Genomic DNA, 17,336 nt, shown 5'->3' on the forward strand with positions numbered 1-17,336 from the left:
GCGAGTGCCTGGATTTGTGAGTGAGACGTGGTTGATGCCAGCGGAAGTGCTATTCTTCGTCAACTGTACATAAAGCCTAGGTGTCGGGGAACTAAAATTGAGAAACGTACTTCCGTCTTCGATTCAGATCTACACCGACAGAATTGAGACTGCCATCGGGACTTGGCCCGTTGAGGTCTCCATAGACCACGTCATAAAGTGGGTCCTTCAGTTTGACGTAGCTGACTATCCTTTGGCGGTCAGAATTATCGAGCATTTGGATGTTTTAGGTTCCGTCCAAATTCGATCCGCCTTGGAGGTCGCCCACGCTAAACTTCAGAGACGCATTTCAGAGAAAGGCGTAGCCATCAAGGGAAACAACACGCTATACGCCGGAATTGGAAACGCGGCAAAGAGCGGAGCCCTTATATCGCATCATTATCGAGTGACGGTCGATATCCCAGAGGATGACTTCTACTTCGGCGATGACGAAGACAAGCTTGACCTTTCCAGCATCGACAACATCGTATTGGTCGACGATGTTATCGGAACAGGGAAAACCATTGCAAAAGAGGTCAAGAGAGTGGCCGAAGAAGTATATTCTTTGGCAAAACCCAGACAGATATTTGTTCTAACGGTGGCGGGGTACGAAGATGGTATCCAGAGAGTGACCGAAGACACGGGGGCATCCGTAGTTACTGCGCTGGAATACAGCTCACGAGACACTGTAACCAACATGGATGCCGCCATTTATACTGGTTTAGCGATGTCCGAGCGTGAGGCCGCATTAGAGCGAATTCGGCGCTACTGTCGCAGCATTTCAACGTCAGAACTCGGCTTCGGCGGAGTCGGAGGGTTGCTGGTCTTCGACCATAACACCCCGAATACGACGTTGCCTATTATCTGGCATCGTGGACGGGGATGGCTTCCATTGTTCCCCCGTTCGTTGCGAATTCCAGGGTCAGCCAAGGTGCTAAGGAGCGCGGAAGCCGAACGAGGAAAGGACGAAGAAAAGACCGATGCAGGTGGAACCGCAACGCCCCGCGAACAAGTCGAAATTACTTTGTTCGTGGAAGGAAAGATCGATGAACTCTTTATTGATTTCATGCGCCAAGAACGAGAATTGGCGATTAAGCTGAAAGTCAAGGACGTTCGATCGGTATCGCTAGGTGGTCTTTACCAATCTGAACGGTTGTTGGCCCTTCTTCGAACAAGCAAGAAAGAAGCGATCTTTGTACTTGATGACGACGAGCATTCCCGGCGCGCCTCATCTAGATTAAATGTTCTCAACGGAGTCCAGACGGTATATCTAAAACCCTCGTTCGTCGCGATGCTCGACCTTAATAAAATTTATGAAAATCGCGATAGATTCCCAGATTTGCCAGAACAAACAGGCCCTCTTGAAGATCCGAGATGGCTTCATCAAGTAGAATTAGCTGTTCTGAAGCGCGGTCCGATTGGAGCAAATTCCGAGCGAATCATACAAACAATCTCCGAATTTCTCGATTCCTCTAAATATGAAGAATTTGTTAGCGAACTGAAGCGTAGTGTAGACATCGTTCTTGAAAGAACGTGATGTGCGCAAGTGAATAGAGCCCCGTTCCGCCACCGCCCTAGAACCGACAAAGTTACGATTTCTCGACATTTACCAGAGGAGGAAGTATGGCCACTTACAAGGAATTGAAAGCCCAAATGGACGCGCTGGCTGAAAAGGTGGAAGCCGCCCGCGTAGCCGAGTTCCAAGCCGTCGTCGACGACATCCGTGCCAAGGTAGCTGAGTATGGAATTACCGAGAAAGATATCTTTGGTGCGCGACGCGCCCGCTCAGCTAAGCAAGCGGAAGCGCCAGTAGAAGCGAAGTATCGCGACCCGAAGACTGGTGCGACTTGGTCGGGCCGTGGCCGCGCACCGGCATGGATCAAGGACGCAAAGAACCGCAATCGTTTCTTGATCCAAGACTGAACCCGCAGTCAGCGCGGCTTGCAAAAAGCCGGCCTCTTTCACATCGCCCCTCGAATACCAACGCGTCGACCAGTCTTCGCGGCAGCATGGCTGAGCATGAAGACTTGTCCGCATACGCTGTTATGTGCGCATGTCTGGTCGCCGACATTTTGTCCAAACGGAATAGAACAATACTGGCACCAGGCTATGGTGAACCAAGCGATCAGCAACTCGCCACAATGACGGCTTGCCCGCCATCAGGTACGATCATCTGCATCGGCCTCGGCGAGTAGTTTCGAGGTGACGTCGGAGTAGGACTTCACCTCGTTCACCTCGCACCACCTTTTCCACACGTACTTCGCATCGCTTGACCAACCACGCTGACCGACGAGTTGATAAACGCGTCCCGAACGCGTCTGGCCGCACAACGCAACGCGATTGAAAATGGTGATTGCGGAACTGACACGGCCGGTAAAGTCTAGAGTATCGGCACCGACGAAATGCCGGGTCCCGGCATCTGTCTCAAAGATCCGCCAATTGCTGATGCTGACATCAGGCACTTCCTCTACGGAAGGTAGCCGGCCTTCCGTGTGCCGTATCCGCATCTAATAGAAAGTCCAATTTCACTTCATCGGCCGCTCACCTAGCTCCAATATGGCTCGGTCCTTGACGTTCATTGATCCGTGGGAACCCTTGCTACATGAGCGTTTCAACGCCGTATCCACATCTAATCGAAGAAACGTATCCGCATCTAATCGAAGATCACACAACTGCCCAGTGTTGCCGACCGGCGATGCAACCCGCCGTGCACACTGCGGCAACGACCTGCGCCGAACCGGAATACGCGCCGCTCAGCCCGCCTGCCCGAGAAACACGCGGATCTCTTCCGCAAGCCAGTCGCGCAGCGCGCACACCTTCGGATCGTCCTTGCTGCCGATCCGGTAAACCAGGTCATGCCCGCGCTCGGCCTGCAGCGCGTATTGCGGGAACGGCGCGACGAGACGCCCGGCGGCGATGTCGTCCGCGACGATCACGCTGCGGCCAAGCGCGACGCCCTCGCCGCGAATCGCCGCCTCGATCGCGAGACTTCCGTGGCTGTACGCCGGCCCGCGATCGCTGCGCGCACTGCGGATGCCGGCCAGCGCGAACCACTGCTCCCAGTTCGCCAGCATCCGGTCCTCGTGCAGCAACGTGCAGCCGACGATGCGCTCGACCGCATCCAGCCCGCCCATCTTCACGCGATAGGCAGGACTGCAGACGGGTGTCACCGTCTCCTCGAGAATCCGCTCGGCGAGCACGCGCGGATAGCGCCCGCTGCCGTAACGAATCGCCACGTCGGCCTCGCCTTCGTTCAGGTCGACGTGCGTGTCGGTGACGTCGAGATGGATGTCGAGTTCCGGATGAAGCGCTTTCAGCCGATGCAGCCGCGGCGCAAGCCACTTGTTCGCGAACGACACGCTCGCGTTGATCTTCAGCCGTGCGACGCTGTCGTGCGCGCGCAGCCGCTCGGCTGCCTTCGTCAGGTCGCCCAGCGTGCGGGTCACGCCAAGCAGGAATGCCGCGCCGGCCTCGGTGAGGACGATACGCCGCGTCAGGCGCTGGAACAGCGCGACGCCGAGATGGGTTTCGAGGTGCTTGATGTGCCGGCTCACCGCACCGTGCGTGACGTGCAACTCCTCGGCCGCCAGCGTCATGCTCAACAGCCGGCCGGTCGCCTCGAAGGCGCGCAGCGTTTGCAAAGGGGGAAGCCGGTCGAACACGGTCGCGCTACGTGTGAGTTGTACTCACGCATTATATGACTACAAATGGTTTGTCAGCGCCGGCGGCCGCTCGCAATATCGAAGGCACGCGCAGAGGTCGGCGGCCGTGCAGGCCGGTGTGCCGAATGCGTCCGCGCACCGCCGTTCCGCCACGCGTCACCGCCGGAATCGCGACTGCGCTCCCCGCCTGAAACCGCGACACCCGGCTCGCGCTTCATCCAAGGCATGCATGCATCGGGTCGTGCCGCTCATCATGGATCATCTTCTTTTCAAGCTCGTCGCCACCCCGCTGCTGCTCGCCGCCGCCACGCTCGCCGCGCGCCGCTGGGGCGAAGCGATCGGCGGATTGCTGGTCGGGTTGCCGCTCACGTCGGGGCCGGTTTCGGTATTTCTCGCGCTGGAGCACGGCCCCGCGTTCGCCGCGCATGCGACGGCCGGTTCGCTCGTCGCGACCGCCGGGCAAGCCGCTTTCTGCATCGCGTATTGCCGGCTGGCAAAACGCGGCTGGCCCGCGGCACTGGCCGGCGCCAGCGTCGCGTTTTCCATCGTCGCGGTCCTGCTGAAGGCGAGCGCGTTGCCGGAGACCAGCCTGTTCCTGATCGCGATCCTCGCCGTCGCGCTCGTGCTGAGCGTCGTGCAGGCCGGCCCGGTCAGGACCGTCAGGATCGATCCGCCGCGCTGGGATTTGCCGCTGCGCATGGCGCTGATCGCCGGCCTCGTGATCGGCGTGACGATGATCGCGCCCTACGTCGGGCCGGAAACGAGCGGCGTGCTTGCGTCGTTCCCGTTCATGGTGATCATCCTCGCGATTTTCGCGCACCGGACGAACGGTGCCGCGGCCGCGCAGCAACTGATGCGCGGGATGGCGACCGGGCTGCTGGGCTTCGCCGCGTTTTTCCATGTGCTGAGCCTGACGCTCACGCGGCTGGACCTGATCCCGGCCTACGGCGTCGCGATTGCCTGCACGCTCGCGATCCAGGCGGTATCGCTGTACCGGATGCGCGTGCCGGTCGCCGTGCCGATGGAGTGAGCCGGGCCGGCATCACGTTCGACGACGGCTCCGCGGCTGCACGGACGACGCTCGTCGGCCGGCGTCGCGGATCACGCATCGCACGCAGCGACACTGAAGAAGACCGGGCTTCTCTCCCCGATCCTCCGTTTCAACCGACATGGCGGACAGCCGCCGTCATTCGCGCTCCTTCAGCGCCTCCAGCCCCTCCGGCAGCTTCGCATCCGGAAACTGCGTGGACAGCGTCGCATCGCGCCACCGCGCCGCTTCTTCCGCGCGCTGCGTTTCCGCCTGTTCGCACACGAACAGCGCATCGCCGCCGAGCAACAGGCGCATCGGCACGTCGTCGCGACGCGACAGCTCGACGATCAGCTTCGCGATCCGCACCGGATCGCCGACCTCATGGCCGCCATACGCGCCGAGCAGCTCGAGAATCTTCCCGACCGACGGCTCATAGTCGGGCAGCAGGTCGTCGATGCCACGCTTCGCCTGAGCGGCCCAGTCGGTCCGCATCCCACCGGGCTCGAGCGTGCACACGCGCACGCCGAACGGCGCGACTTCCTTCGACAGCACGTCGCTGAACCCGCCGACCGCCCACTTCGCCGCCTGGTACGCGGACAGACCGGCCGTCGACGTGCGCCCGCCGACCGACGACACCTGGAAGACGTGCCCCGCGCGCTGCGCGCGCATCGTCGGCAGCACCGCGCGCGTCAGGTTGATCACGCCGAACAGGTTCGTTTCGATCTGGTCGCGGAAGTCATCGGCGCCCATCTGCTCGAACGGCGCCGTATGGCCGTAACCCGCGTTGTTCACGAGCACGTCGATGCGGCCGAACCTGTCGCGTGCCGCCGCGACGGCCTGCGCGGCCGCCGCTTCGTCGGTGACGTCGAGCGCCACCGGCAGCAGCCGGTCGCCATATTGCTCTGCCAGATCGGCGAGCCGCGCGGGATCGCGCGCACCGGCCACCAGCCGGTCGCCCGCCGCCAGCACGGCTTCCGAAATCGCTCGCCCAAGACCGCGCGCGGCCCCTGTTACCAGCCAGACTTTCGACATTTTTCCACTCCTCGACAAGATCAAACCACGAAAATGAATGATTACTCACTCATTAATATTGGCGATGCATCGATGATTCGCGCGATGCGTCGCCCTGCCTGAAACCGTCCTGCCTTCCGTCGCACGGCACACGCACTGCCTATGCCGTCACGACGGCCAACCCTTCCGTCACATCGTTCGCCTCATGCTCACACCGCGTGCAGCACAGCCCACAACGCACGAAACCCGGCTTCCCGGTACGCATCGGCCCGCGCCGGATCGCGCGCGACCGACTCCATCGCCGTTTCCGCGATCGATGTAAACAGCGCCGCGCAGAACGCATGCGCTTCGTCGGGTTTCAGCCCGCGCGACGCGACGATCTGCTCCCGCAGCAGCGAACGGATCGTGCCGAAGCCTTCGGCGCCGGCCGCGCGATGCGCGTCGTCGATGCGCCCGCTCACGCCGAGCTGCTGCAACGCGCGCCGCTCGTCCGGATTCGCGACGCCCCACGACACATAGCCGTTCCACGCATGCCGCACGGCCTGCTCGGCCGGCGCGCCTTCCGGAAAACCGGCCATCATCGCTTCGCGCATGTCGGCCTTCAGGCTCAGGTACAGCGCGTTCAGCAACGCATCCTTGGTCTCGAAGTACGTGAACACCGTGCCTTCCGCCACGCCGGCGAGCCGCGCAATGCGCGCGGTCGTCGCGGTCGCGCCGTCCTCGGCGAGCGCGCGGGCGGCGGCGGCGAGGATGGCTTCGTGCTTGTCGGGACTGCGCGGTCGGGCCACGTTCGATTCCTTTAATGAGTGAGTGCTCAATCATAATCAACGCGCCGCGGGGAACGCAAGCCCTGTTACATCTGGGGGAACGCATACGCAATCCATCAAAACCGTGCACTATTATCGTTTTGCCGTACCGGCGCCGGCCAACCGGCGCCCGATGCCTTCGACGTTCGTTTCACGTTCATCGTTTCAAACCGCGAACCTCCCATGACGAATCAGCCTACCCAGACCGCGGCCGACCGGCCTGTCGACATGATCATCTTCGGCGGCGGCGGCGACCTGGCCGCCCGCAAGCTGTTGCCCGCGCTGTACATGGCGCACCTGCACTGCAACCTTCCGCCCGAAACGCGCATCATCGCCGTCGGCCGCCGCGACTGGGGCATCGACGGCTATCGCAAGTTCATGGACGAGCAGTCGCGCCCGTTCATCGACGAGAAGGCGTTCAACGCCGACGCGTGGAGCCGGTTCCTCGACCTGTTCAAGTACGTGCTGATCGACGTGAACGCGCCGGACGACTACCTGCGGCTCGCCGAAGCGGCGCGCGGCGATGCGATCCGCGTGTTCTACCTGTCGACGTCGCCGGAGCTGTTCACGACGATCTGCGACAACCTGTCGGCCGCGCGCCTCGTCGACGCGCGCTCGCGCGTCGTCCTCGAAAAGCCGCTGGGCCACGATCTCGCGTCCGCGAAGGCGATCAACGATGCGGTCGGCAAGCACTTCGAGGAATCGCAGATCTATCGGATCGACCACTATCTCGGCAAGGAAACCGTGCAGAACCTGATGGTGCTGCGCTTCGGCAACCCGATCTTCGGGCCGCTGTGGCAGGGGCCGAACATCCGCAGCGTGCAGATCACGGTTGCGGAAACGGTCGGCGTCGGCAGCCGCGCGGGCTTCTACGACCATACCGGCGCGCTGCGCGACATGGTGCAGAACCACCTGCTGCAGCTGCTGTGCATCGTCGCGATGGAGCCGCCCGTGTCGCTCGACCCGGACGCGGTGCGCGACGAGAAGCTGAAGGTGCTGCGTTCGCTGCGGCCGATGGCGCTGTCGGACGTCGCGCGCGACACGGTGCGCGGCCAGTACACGGCCGGCGCGGTCGACGGCCAGCCGGTCAAGGGCTATCTCGAGGAAGACAACGTGCCGGCGGACAGCCGCGCGGAAACCTTCGTCGCGCTGCGCGCGCACATCAACAACTGGCGCTGGGCGAACGTGCCGTTCTTCCTGCGCACGGGCAAGCGGCTGCAGCGCCGCCAGTCGGAAATCGTGATCGAGTTCGCGGACATGCCGTTCTCGATCATCCCGACCGGCCCGCGCCATTACGGCAACCGCCTCGTGATCCAGCTCCAGCCGGAAGAGTCGATCCAGCTGCAGATGCTCGCGAAGGAACCGGGCAGCGGGATGAACATGGTGCCCGTGAGCCTGAACCTCGACCTGCAGCAGGCGATTCCGGAGCGGCGCGCGGAAGCGTACGAACGGCTGCTGATCGACGTGATCCGCGGCCGCCTCACGCACTTCATGCGCCGCGACGAGCTCGAAGCCGCATGGTCGTGGGTCGAGCCGATCCTCGACGGCTGGAAGCAGCTCGGCGACCGGCCGCGCCTGTACACGTCCGGCACGTTCGGGCCCGCGGCCTCGTCGGCGCTGCTCGCGCGCGACGGCATGTCCTGGTCCGAAGAGGCGTAACCGCAGCACGACGGCGTGCCGCCGCGCGGCACGCCGGGTCAATCGGGGCGTATGCGCGCCCCGCTTTCCGTCGCCTTCACCCGCAAGCCGCCCGCCGCCGCTATCGCGGCTCCAGCCACGCGGCCTTGCGCCGCGCCGGCGCATCGCTGCTGCCACTGCCGCCGCCCAGCACCTCGATCATGTAGTCGACGAACGACGCGATCCGCGACGAAATCGCGGTATTGCGGTAGTACACCGCATGGATCGGCTGCTCGACGTCGAGCGTCTGGCGCGCGAGCACCTGCACGAGCCGCCCCGCTTCGCGATCCTGCGCGGTCATGAAATCCGACAGGCAGACGATGCCCGCGCCGTCCAGCGCGAGCTGCCGCAGCGTCTCGCCGCTCGACGACCAGATGCCCGGCTCGATGCGGCACGGCTCGCCGTCGGTGCCGAGGATCGGCCACACGTTCAGCGATTCGGGCTGCGTGAAGCCGAGCAGCGTGTGCTTGCCGAGATCCTCGACCTTGCGCGGCTGGCCATGCGCTTCGACATACGCGGGGCTCGCGAGGATGCGCAGCCGGCTGTTGCCGATGCGCCGGCTGTGCAGCGTCGAATCCTTCAACCGGCCGATCCGGATCGCGACATCGGTGCGCCGCTCCAGCAGGTCGATGATGCCCTCGTTGCTGTTCAGCTCCAGCTCGACTTTCGGGAAGCGTTCGCGGTAGCCGCGCACGAGCGGCACGATCACGTGCAGCATGAACGGCGTCGCGGCGTCGACGCGCAGGCGCCCCGACGGCATCTCTCGCCGCGCGAGCATCTGCTCCTCCGCGTTCTCGACCGATTCGATGATCGCGCGCGCATCCTGCAGGAACGCGCGCCCCTCCTCGGTCAGTTCGAGCCGCCGCGTGGTCCGGCGCAGCAGCGTGGTCTTCAGCTTCTCCTCGAGCCGCGCGAGCGTGCGGCTGGTGGCCGACACCGTGAGGTCGAGCTGCTGCGCGGCAGCGGTGATCGAACCGGTGTCGACCACGGCGGCAAAGGCCTGGAGTTCGTCGAGCGTAATTTTCATTGTTGATTTGAAATCAAAACAATTTGGTTTATAGACCGGTTTTTCCGCAAAAGTAAAGGCGGCACACTGCGATCCATCCTTACTGGAACCAGGATCCCATCATGCCACTCGCCCTGCTTGCGCTGACCATCAGCGCGTTCGCCATCGGCACGACCGAATTCGTGATCGTCGGGCTGATTCCGACGATCGGCGCCGATCTCGGCGTCAGCCTGCCGTCGGCCGGCCTGCTCGTCAGCCTGTACGCGCTGAGCGTCGCCATCGGCGCGCCGCTCCTCACCGCGCTCACCGGCCGCGTGCCGCGCAAGTCGCTGCTCGCCGCGCTGATGGCGCTGTTCACCGTCGGCAACCTCGTCGCATGGCAGGCGCCCGGCTACGAATCGCTGATCGTCGCGCGCATCCTCACCGGCCTCGCGCACGGCGTGTTCTTCTCGGTCGGCTCGATCATCGCGACCACGCTCGTGCCGAAGGACAAGGCGGCCAGCGCGATCGCGACGATGTTCAGCGGGATGACCGTCGCGTTCGTCGCCGGCATTCCGCTCGGCACCTTCATCGGCCAGCACTTCGGCTGGCGCGCAACCTTCCTGATCGTCGCGCTGTTCGGCCTCGTTGCATTCCTCGGCGCGGTCGCATTCGTGCCGCGCGCCCTGCCGCAAACGCCGCCGGCGCCGCTCGCCCGCCAGCTCCGCGTGCTCGCGCAGCCACGCCTGCTGCTCGTCTTTGCGATGACGGCCGTCGGCTACGGCGGCTCGCTGATCGCGTTCACGTACATGGCGCCGCTGCTCGAACAGATCGCCGGCTTCACGCCGTCGCAGGTCAGCCTCGTGCTCGTCGGCTATGGCATGTCGGTCGCGGTCGGCAACGTGTGGGGCGGCAAGCTCGCGGACGCCGTCGGCCCCGTGAAGGCGCTCAAGCGGATCTTCCTGCTGCTCGCGATCGTGCTGCTCGCGCTGACCTTCACGATCCACGTCAAATGGCTCGCGGTGCTGACGATGCTCGCGTGGGGTGCCGTTGCGTTCGGCAACGTGCCGGGGCTGCAGGTGTATGTCGTCAAGCAGGCGCGCCACTTCGCGCCGGACGCCACCGACGTCGCATCGGGCTTCAACATCGCCGCGTTCAACCTCGGCGTCGCCGGCGGCTCGTCGCTCGGCGGCCTGATCGTCGCGAACGTGGGCCTCGGCCACACGCCGTGGATCGCCGCGGTCGTCACGCTCGGCGCGTTCGCGCTCACCGCGCTGAGCGGCCGTCTCGACCGTCACCACGGGCTGCCCGAACGCACGGCAGAACCTGTCGAACTCGCTCATTGAACGTCACATTTTTTGCAGGAGCTGATCACCATGAACGCATCGACCCAGCGTCCGCCGTTCGCCGGCAAGACATTCGAAGTCCGCTACGACAGCCTCACCGCGCTCAACGCGTATGACGAGGACGGCCGCCGCATGCGCTACGAGATCACCGAAGGCGCATACGCCGGCGCGAAGGGAGAAGTCGCGTGCACGTGGCAGCACGTCGCCGGCGAGACCTACGCGATCTCGTGGCAGGAAGCCGACCGCGCGACGGTCGTGCACATCGACGATTTCGCCGCCGGCACGTCGCGCTCGTTCTTCACCGCGTCGTCGCTCGATTTCTACCGGCTCGAAGGCAGCCTGCGCGCGGTCTGAACGGAGCCCGACGATGTCCACTTCTCTCGACACACTCGCCGACGGCGGCTTCAGCGTCGGCATCGAACTGCCGCTCGACAACGACTGGTCGCCGGCCGGCGACGCGAAGCGCCAGCATGACGGCCGCCGCCCCGGCGTGCCCGACCTCGGCATCCACGCGGAGCTCGCGCAACTGGCCGACACGCTCGGCTTCCGCGCGCTCTGGGTGCGCGACGTGCCGGTGTACGACCCGTCGTTCGGCGACGCCGCGCAGGTGTTCGAAACGTTCTCGTATCTCGGCTACCTCGCCGGCATCACGCGCGACATCCTGCTCGGCACGGCGGCCGTCGTGCTGCCGCTGCGCGAACCGCTGCTGACGCTGAAATCGGCCGCGACGATCCAGGAACTGAGCGGCGGCCGCCTGCTGCTCGGCGTCGCGAGCGGCGACCGTCCCGTCGAATATCCGCTGTTCGGCCGCGACTTCGCATCGCGCGGCGCGAATTTCCGCGACCAGATCGCACTGCTGCGCGACGGCGCGCACGCTCACCTGCCGCCCGGCCTCGACGTGCTGCCCGCCGCCCGTTCGCCGGTGCCGCTGCTCGTTGCGGGCCTCGCGCAGCAGACGCCCGCATGGATCGGCGAGCACATGGACGGCTGCCTCGCGTATCCGGGCACGCCGGCCGACCACGCGCAGCGCGCCGCGAACTGGCGCGCCGTGGCAGGCGACAAGCCGTACGTGAGCTTCATCCACCTCGATCTCGCGGAAGACCCGCACGAGCCGTTGCAGCGGCACCGCTTCGGCGCCCGCGCGGGACGCGTCGCGCTGACCGAGGAACTCGCTGCGATGCGCGACGCCGGCGTGCGGCACATCGGCCTGCATTTCCGCCGCAACCGCCGCCCGCTCGACGAGACGATGGCCGAGATCGCAGCGGAGGTGCTGCCGGCGTTCCATGCGAATGCGAGCGCGAGCACGAGCGCGCAAACACGCGTCGCATAAGGCCGGCAACGGCCCGCAGCGGGCCCGGCCCACGACCGATATTTGAATTCAAATCAAATATTTTTGACCTCTAACGGCGTTTATCTCATCAGTCTGAAGCGCCAGAATGACTCACATACCGCAACCGCCCCCCTCTCCCAGGAGCACACGATGAGCAAGATTCCCGCATTCGGCCTCGGCACTTTCCGCCTGCAAGGCCAGGTCGTCATCGACTCGGTCCGCAACGGCCTCGACGTCGGCTACCGCGCGATCGACACCGCGCAGATCTACGGCAACGAAGCCGAAGTCGGCGCAGCGATCGCCGCATCGGGCGTGCGCCGCGAAGACCTGTTCCTGACCACCAAGATCTGGGTCGACAACTATGCGCCGGGCAAGCTCGTGCCGAGCCTCGAAGAGAGCCTGCGCAAGCTTCGCACCGACCATGTCGACCTGACGCTGATCCACTGGCCGGCCCCGGACAACGGCGTGTCGATCGACGCGTTCATGACCGCGCTGGCCGATGCGAAGGCAAAGGGCCTCACGCGCCGGATCGGCATCTCGAACTTCAACATCGCACTGACGAAGGAAGCGATCGCGGCCGTCGGCAAGGATGCGATCGCAACGAACCAGATCGAACTGAGTCCGTACCTGCAGAACCGCAAGCTCGTCGAGTTCCTGAACGGCGAAGGCATCCACGTGACGTCGTACATGACGCTCGCATACGGCAAGGTGCTCGGCGATCCGGTGCTCGGCGCGATCGCGCAACGTCACGACGCGACGCCCGCGCAGGTCGCACTCGCTTGGGCGCTGCAGCTCGGCTACTCGGTGATTCCGTCGTCGACGAAGCGCGAGAACCTCGCGAGCAACCTGCTCGCACAGACGCTGCGCCTGACCGACGAAGACATGGCGCAGATCGCCGCGCTCGAACGCAACGGCCGCGAAGTCGACCCGGCCGGCCTCGCGCCGAAGTGGGACTGACACGCCGCCCGCCATTCGATATTCGATCCGTCCGCGGCCAGCCGGCCGCGGCACCGACAGGAATTCACCATGACCCAGGACCCGCTTTTCCAACCGCTGCGACTCGGTGCGCTGACGCTGCCGAACCGCATCGTGATGCCGCCGATGACGCGTTCGCGCGCGAGCCAGCCCGGCGACGAAGCCAACGAACTGATGGCCGCGTATTACGCGCAGCGCGCGAGCGCGGGCCTGATCGTCAGCGAAGGCACCTATATCGCGCCGCTCGGCAAGGGCTACGCATGGACGCCCGGCATTCACACGCCGTCGCAGGTCGCCGGCTGGCGCAAGGTGACGGACGCGGTGCATGCCGCGCACGGCCGCATCTTCGCGCAGCTGTGGCACGTCGGCCGGCTGAGCCACACGAGCCTGCTCGGCGGCCGGCAACCCGTGTCGTCGTCGCCGATCCAGGCGAAGGGCGTGAACGTGTTCGTCGCCGCTGAAGACGGCAGCACGCCGGGTTTCGTGCAGGCGTCCGAGCCGCGCGCGCTGACGCTCGACGAGATCCGCGAGATCGTCGGCCAGTACCGCGCCGCCGCGCGCCACGCGATCGAAGCCGGCTTCGACGGCGTCGAGCTGCATGGTGCGAACGGCTATCTCGTGAACCAGTTCATCGACTCGAACGCGAACACGCGCACCGACGCGTACGGCGGCTCGCTGGAAAACCGGCTGCGCTTCCTGCGCGAAGTCGCGCAGGCGCTGATCGAAGGCACCGGCGACGCGTCGCGCGTCGGCATCCGCCTCGCGCCGCTGACGACGCTGAACGGCTGCGTCGACGACGATCCGGAAACGACCTACCTCGCCGCCGCGACGCTGCTCGGCAAACTCGGCGTGGGCTACCTGCACATCGCGGAAGCCGACTGGGACGACGCGCCGCTGATGCCGGTCGCATTCAAGCAGCAACTGCGCGCCGCGTACCCGGGCGTGCTGATCTACGCCGGCGCATACACCGCCGAGCGCGCACGCGAGGCGATCGCCGCCGGCTGGGCCGACCTCGTCGCATTCGGCCGCCCGTTCGTCGCGAACCCCGACCTGCCCGAGCGTCTGCGCACCGGCGCCGCGCTCACGCCGCACGACCGCAACACGCTGTTCGGCGGCGGCGCACCGGGCCTGACCGACTACCCGACGCTCGCGCAAGCCGCGGCGTGAACGACCCACAGGATTTCAACATGAGAATCACGCTCCCTTCCCGCCTGGGTTTCGGCACGGCGCCGCTGGGCAACATGTATCGCGACATCCCGAACGAAGAAGCGCTGGCCACGGTCGACGCGGCGTGGGAAAGCGGCATCCGCTACTTCGACGCCGCGCCGCTGTATGGCGCCGGCCTCGCCGAGCTGCGCCTCGGCGAAGCGCTCGCCGGCCGGCCGCGCGACGAATATTCGCTCGGCACCAAGGTCGGCCGGCTGGTCCTCGACGAACACGAGGATGCGTCGCAACGCGATCTCGGCGAAAAGGGCGGCCTGTTCCGCCATGGCCTGCCGAACAAGATCGTCTACGACTACACCGAGGACGGCACGCTGCGCTCGATCGAAGCGAGCCTCAAGCGGTTGCGCACCGACCGGCTCGACACCGTGTGGATCCACGACCCGGCGGTCGACTTCCACGGCGAACGCTGGCTCGACGTGTTCGACGTCGCGATGTCGGGCGCGGCGAAGGCGCTCACGCGCCTGCGCGACGAGAAGGTCATCAAGGGCTGGGGCCTCGGCGTGAACCGCATCGAGCCGTGCGAGCTCGCGCTCGAACGCTCCGATCCCGACGGCTTCCTGCTGGCCGGCCGCTACACGCTGCTCGACCATGCGGGCGCGCTCGAACGGCTGATGCCGGCAAGCGCCGTGCGCGGGCTCGGCATCATCGTCGGCGGTCCGTACAACTCCGGCGTGCTCGCCGGCGGCACCCACTTCGAGTATCAGCCGGCGACGCAGGAGATGCTCGATCGCGTCGCGCGCATCCGGCAGGCCAGCGAACGGTTCGGTGTCGACGTCCGCGCGGTGGCGCTGCAGTTCTCGCTCGCGCACCCGGCCGTCGCGGCCGCGATCCCCGGCGCGAGCCGGCCCGATCGCATCGACGAGAACCTGCGGCTTGCGTCGGCGCCGATTCCGGCCGCACTGTGGGACGCGCTGAAGGCCGAGCGCCTGATCGCCGAACACGCACCGACGCCGGCCGGCGCGGCCTGAGGCGCTTGCGCGCGGCCGCCGCGACGCGCGGTCGCGCACAACCATTTCATCGCAATCGCGGCGACTATCGCCGCGATTGCCATTTCCGAATTGCAGCCTGCGCAATCGCCGTCTAACGTTTACGGGATCGACTCCGCACGACCGTCACCCGACCTGAAAGGACGCCCCGCGATGCCAAGCCGCTCTCCGAAACGCGACATGCTGCGGGCCCTCGCGGCCGGCCTTTCGTTCGCAGCCTGCACCTTGCCGGCCTACGCCGACGATGCAACCGGTCTCGCGCCGCCCCGGCCGGCGTCGCCCGTGCTGTCGACGACCGCGACCGGCGTGCAGATCTACGCATGCGAATACGACGCCGAACACCGGCTCGCGTGGACGTTCCAGCGCCCGGAGGCGATGCTGTTCGACGCGACCGGCGCGCTCGTCGTCCGGCACGGCGCGGGGCCGTCGTGGGAAACGCTCGACGGCAGCCGCATCACCGGCAAGAAGCTCGCGGAAGCACCGAGCGCACGCGCGGGCAGCATTCCTCAGCTCCTGCTCGCGGCGACGCCGGCCGCAACCGGCACGCTCGCCGGCGTGCGCTTCGTACAGCGGCTCGATACCGCGGGCGGCACGCCGCCGGAGGCGACGTGCGCGACCGAGCATGCGACCGGCCGCTTTCCGTATTTCGCGCGATACGTGTTCCTGAAGTAACGCGCGGCGGCGTCCAGAAGCGCGGACGCCGCCATCTCGTTCCTCGCAGCCCGTCAATTTGATCAGTTATCCTGCATTTACCGATCGGATGCCCGGCGCCTTCATCGTCATCGTTCCGGTTACGACACGATGCGCGCGCGTCAGCGCGTCCGCATCGACAGCTCGACGTCGCCGCCGAACGGCACCGACAGATAGCCGTTTTCCGGCGCGCGCACGTAGGCGAGGTAGTCGGGGCTGTATTCCGCGTTGTCGGCGATGACGAACGCGCCGGGCCGCAGCCGGCGCTCGACCAGCGCGAGCACCTCGGGATACAGCGCCTTCGCGCCGTCGAGCAGCAGCAGGTCGACCGTGTCGGGCAGATCTGCCGCCAGCGTACGCAGCGCATCGCCTTCGCGGATCTCGACGAGATCGGCCAGCCCGCCGGCCGCCAGGTTCTCGCGCGCCCGCGCGACCTTCGACGCTTCGAACTCGCTCGTGATCAGCCGGCCGCCGCCGTTGTCGCGCAGCGCGGCCGCGAGATGCAGCGTCGAGATGCCGAACGACATGCCGAATTCGACGATCGCGCGTGCGCCGTTGCTGCGCGCCAGCATGTACAGCAGCGTGCCCGTGTCGCGCGACACGGCAAGCGGAAAGTCCTTCAGGCGCGCATAGAAATCGACGTAGTCGGTCTTGCTGCGCATCAGCCGCGCATGCTCGTCGTGCGTCATGCCGGCGAACGCCGGGCTCGTCGCGGGCGACGACGCGTCGGCCTCGTCGAACAGGCGGTCCAGCAGCGAAGCCAGCGGGTCGAGAATCAGGGTGGTCATGCGAATCTCCGGGATCGGGTTGAGTGCGTCGGTGCACCCGATTAGAATATGACGAACTATTCAGGTTTTACTATTCGCATTGGCAAACCGCTCATGACCGACCGCCGAAACGCCCGGATCGCCACGCGCAAACAGCCTCAGCAGGCGCGTTCGACACGTCTTGTCGAAGACGTCCTGCAGGCCGCTGTTCAGGTTTTGGCGAGCGAAGGCGCGCAGCGCTTCACGATGGCGCGCGTTGCCGAGCGGGCCGGCGTGAGCGTCGGCTCGCTGTACCAGTACTTCCCGAACAAGGCGGCCGTGCTGTTCCGGCTCCAGCACGACGAATGGCGGCAGACGTCCGAGATGCTGCGCGCAATGCTGCAAGACACGCAGAAGACGCCGTCCGAGCGGCTGCGCACTGCCGTCCACGCGTTCATCCGTTCGGAATGCGACGAGGCGAGCATGCGCATCGCACTCGACGACGCCGCGCCCCTCTATCGCGACGCCCCCGAGGCGCAGGCAGTGAGGGCCGAGGGCAACCGGATCTTCAGCGCGTTCATGCGCGAAGCGCTGCCCGGCGTGTCCGACACCACCCATGCGCTCGCCTGCGAGCTGATCAAGACGACGCTCACGACGGCCGGCAAGGCGTTCTCCGAAACGGAGCGCACGCCGGCGGAAATCGACGCATATTCGACCGCGATGGCCGACATGTTCTGCGCGTATCTTGAGCATCTCGCCCGCCGTTAACGCCCGGACGAACGCGAACGCCGCGCGCGCAACGCGCCGTATCGTCCGGATGCAGGTTGCGTGCGGCCGCGACTCGCGTCAC

The 17,336-nt window shown here is 65.7% G+C and carries 18 protein-coding genes; 12 read left to right on the forward strand and 6 right to left on the reverse strand.

Translation table 11 applies throughout. The annotated features are described in order from the left end of the window. Positions 1 to 97 precede the first annotated feature (97 nt). Together LXM88_RS28645 and LXM88_RS28650 are read left to right on the forward strand one after the other, a co-directional pair. A complete protein-coding gene (locus LXM88_RS28645; RefSeq protein ID WP_262546512.1) occupies positions 98 to 1,555 on the forward strand; it encodes a phosphoribosyltransferase in 1,458 nt (485 codons plus the stop codon). Positions 1,556 to 1,641: 86 nt separating this feature from the next. Beyond that, on the forward strand, positions 1,642 to 1,941 hold the full coding sequence (locus LXM88_RS28650; protein WP_262546513.1) for an H-NS histone family protein: 300 nt from the start codon (positions 1,642 to 1,644) through the stop codon (positions 1,939 to 1,941). A gap of 236 nt (positions 1,942 to 2,177) precedes the next feature. Here LXM88_RS28650 and LXM88_RS28655 read toward each other — a convergent pair whose 3' ends face one another. Together LXM88_RS28655 and LXM88_RS28660 are read right to left on the reverse strand one after the other, a co-directional pair. Next, positions 2,178 to 2,480, reverse strand: a complete 303-nt coding sequence (locus tag LXM88_RS28655) for a hypothetical protein (protein WP_262546515.1) — start codon at positions 2,478 to 2,480, stop codon at positions 2,178 to 2,180. 291 nt (positions 2,481 to 2,771) lie between these two features. After that, the gene (locus tag LXM88_RS28660) at positions 2,772 to 3,659 is read right to left on the reverse strand and encodes a LysR substrate-binding domain-containing protein (protein ID WP_262546517.1); all 888 of its coding nucleotides are present in this window, start codon (positions 3,657 to 3,659) and stop codon (positions 2,772 to 2,774) included. 274 nt (positions 3,660 to 3,933) lie between these two features. Here LXM88_RS28660 and LXM88_RS28665 point away from each other — a divergent pair, with 274 nt between their 5' ends. Further along, positions 3,934 to 4,710, forward strand: a complete 777-nt coding sequence (locus tag LXM88_RS28665; RefSeq protein WP_262546519.1) for a hypothetical protein — start codon at positions 3,934 to 3,936, stop codon at positions 4,708 to 4,710. A gap of 156 nt (positions 4,711 to 4,866) precedes the next feature. Here the strand turns inward: LXM88_RS28665 and LXM88_RS28670 are convergent, their stop codons facing one another. Together LXM88_RS28670 and LXM88_RS28675 are read right to left on the reverse strand one after the other, a co-directional pair. Then, on the reverse strand, positions 4,867 to 5,742 hold the full coding sequence (locus tag LXM88_RS28670; protein ID WP_262546521.1) for an SDR family NAD(P)-dependent oxidoreductase: 876 nt from the start codon (positions 5,740 to 5,742) through the stop codon (positions 4,867 to 4,869). A gap of 188 nt (positions 5,743 to 5,930) precedes the next feature. Then, positions 5,931 to 6,509 (reverse strand): TetR/AcrR family transcriptional regulator, encoded by a 579-nt coding sequence (locus tag LXM88_RS28675; protein ID WP_262546522.1) that lies wholly within the window; start codon positions 6,507 to 6,509, stop codon positions 5,931 to 5,933. A 201-nt stretch (positions 6,510 to 6,710) separates the two neighbouring features. Here LXM88_RS28675 and zwf point away from each other — a divergent pair, with 201 nt between their 5' ends. Continuing rightward, the gene (gene zwf / locus LXM88_RS28680; protein ID WP_262546524.1) at positions 6,711 to 8,186 is read left to right on the forward strand and encodes a glucose-6-phosphate dehydrogenase; all 1,476 of its coding nucleotides are present in this window, start codon (positions 6,711 to 6,713) and stop codon (positions 8,184 to 8,186) included. A 100-nt stretch (positions 8,187 to 8,286) separates the two neighbouring features. Here zwf and LXM88_RS28685 read toward each other — a convergent pair whose 3' ends face one another. Continuing rightward, positions 8,287 to 9,231: a LysR family transcriptional regulator gene (locus LXM88_RS28685; RefSeq protein WP_262546525.1), complete on the reverse strand. Its 945-nt coding sequence runs from the start codon at positions 9,229 to 9,231 to the stop codon at positions 8,287 to 8,289. 101 nt (positions 9,232 to 9,332) lie between these two features. Here LXM88_RS28685 and LXM88_RS28690 point away from each other — a divergent pair, with 101 nt between their 5' ends. From LXM88_RS28690 to LXM88_RS28720, 7 genes are all read left to right on the forward strand, one after another. Then, complete coding sequence (locus tag LXM88_RS28690; protein WP_262546526.1) at positions 9,333 to 10,535, forward strand: MFS transporter; 1,203 nt, start codon at positions 9,333 to 9,335, stop codon at positions 10,533 to 10,535. 30 nt (positions 10,536 to 10,565) lie between these two features. Continuing rightward, on the forward strand, positions 10,566 to 10,889 hold the full coding sequence (locus tag LXM88_RS28695) for a MoaF-related domain-containing protein (protein WP_262546528.1): 324 nt from the start codon (positions 10,566 to 10,568) through the stop codon (positions 10,887 to 10,889). Between the two features lie 13 nt (positions 10,890 to 10,902). After that, complete coding sequence (locus LXM88_RS28700) at positions 10,903 to 11,865, forward strand: LLM class oxidoreductase (protein ID WP_262546530.1); 963 nt, start codon at positions 10,903 to 10,905, stop codon at positions 11,863 to 11,865. A 150-nt stretch (positions 11,866 to 12,015) separates the two neighbouring features. Continuing rightward, on the forward strand, positions 12,016 to 12,822 hold the full coding sequence (dkgB, locus tag LXM88_RS28705; protein ID WP_262546532.1) for a 2,5-didehydrogluconate reductase DkgB: 807 nt from the start codon (positions 12,016 to 12,018) through the stop codon (positions 12,820 to 12,822). A 69-nt stretch (positions 12,823 to 12,891) separates the two neighbouring features. Continuing rightward, positions 12,892 to 14,007 carry an alkene reductase gene (locus tag LXM88_RS28710; protein WP_262546534.1) on the forward strand — a complete coding sequence of 372 codons (1,116 nt, stop codon included), beginning with the start codon at positions 12,892 to 12,894 and terminating at the stop codon, positions 14,005 to 14,007. Positions 14,008 to 14,027: 20 nt separating this feature from the next. Beyond that, entirely contained in the window at positions 14,028 to 15,032 is a 1,005-nt protein-coding gene (locus tag LXM88_RS28715) for an aldo/keto reductase (protein WP_262546537.1), read from the forward strand. Positions 15,033 to 15,203: 171 nt separating this feature from the next. Further along, positions 15,204 to 15,722 (forward strand): DUF3455 domain-containing protein, encoded by a 519-nt coding sequence (locus LXM88_RS28720; protein WP_262546540.1) that lies wholly within the window; start codon positions 15,204 to 15,206, stop codon positions 15,720 to 15,722. A 140-nt stretch (positions 15,723 to 15,862) separates the two neighbouring features. Here the strand turns inward: LXM88_RS28720 and LXM88_RS28725 are convergent, their stop codons facing one another. Then, complete coding sequence (locus LXM88_RS28725; protein WP_262546542.1) at positions 15,863 to 16,528, reverse strand: O-methyltransferase; 666 nt, start codon at positions 16,526 to 16,528, stop codon at positions 15,863 to 15,865. 48 nt (positions 16,529 to 16,576) lie between these two features. On the opposite strand from LXM88_RS28725, the gene LXM88_RS28730 reads away from it, so the two are divergent. Further along, the gene (locus tag LXM88_RS28730) at positions 16,577 to 17,254 is read left to right on the forward strand and encodes a TetR family transcriptional regulator (RefSeq protein ID WP_262546543.1); all 678 of its coding nucleotides are present in this window, start codon (positions 16,577 to 16,579) and stop codon (positions 17,252 to 17,254) included. Positions 17,255 to 17,336 lie beyond the last annotated feature (82 nt).

This window comes from Burkholderia sp. S-53 (genome assembly GCF_025560745.1).
GTDB classification, from domain to species: domain Bacteria; phylum Pseudomonadota; class Gammaproteobacteria; order Burkholderiales; family Burkholderiaceae; genus Burkholderia; species Burkholderia pyrrocinia.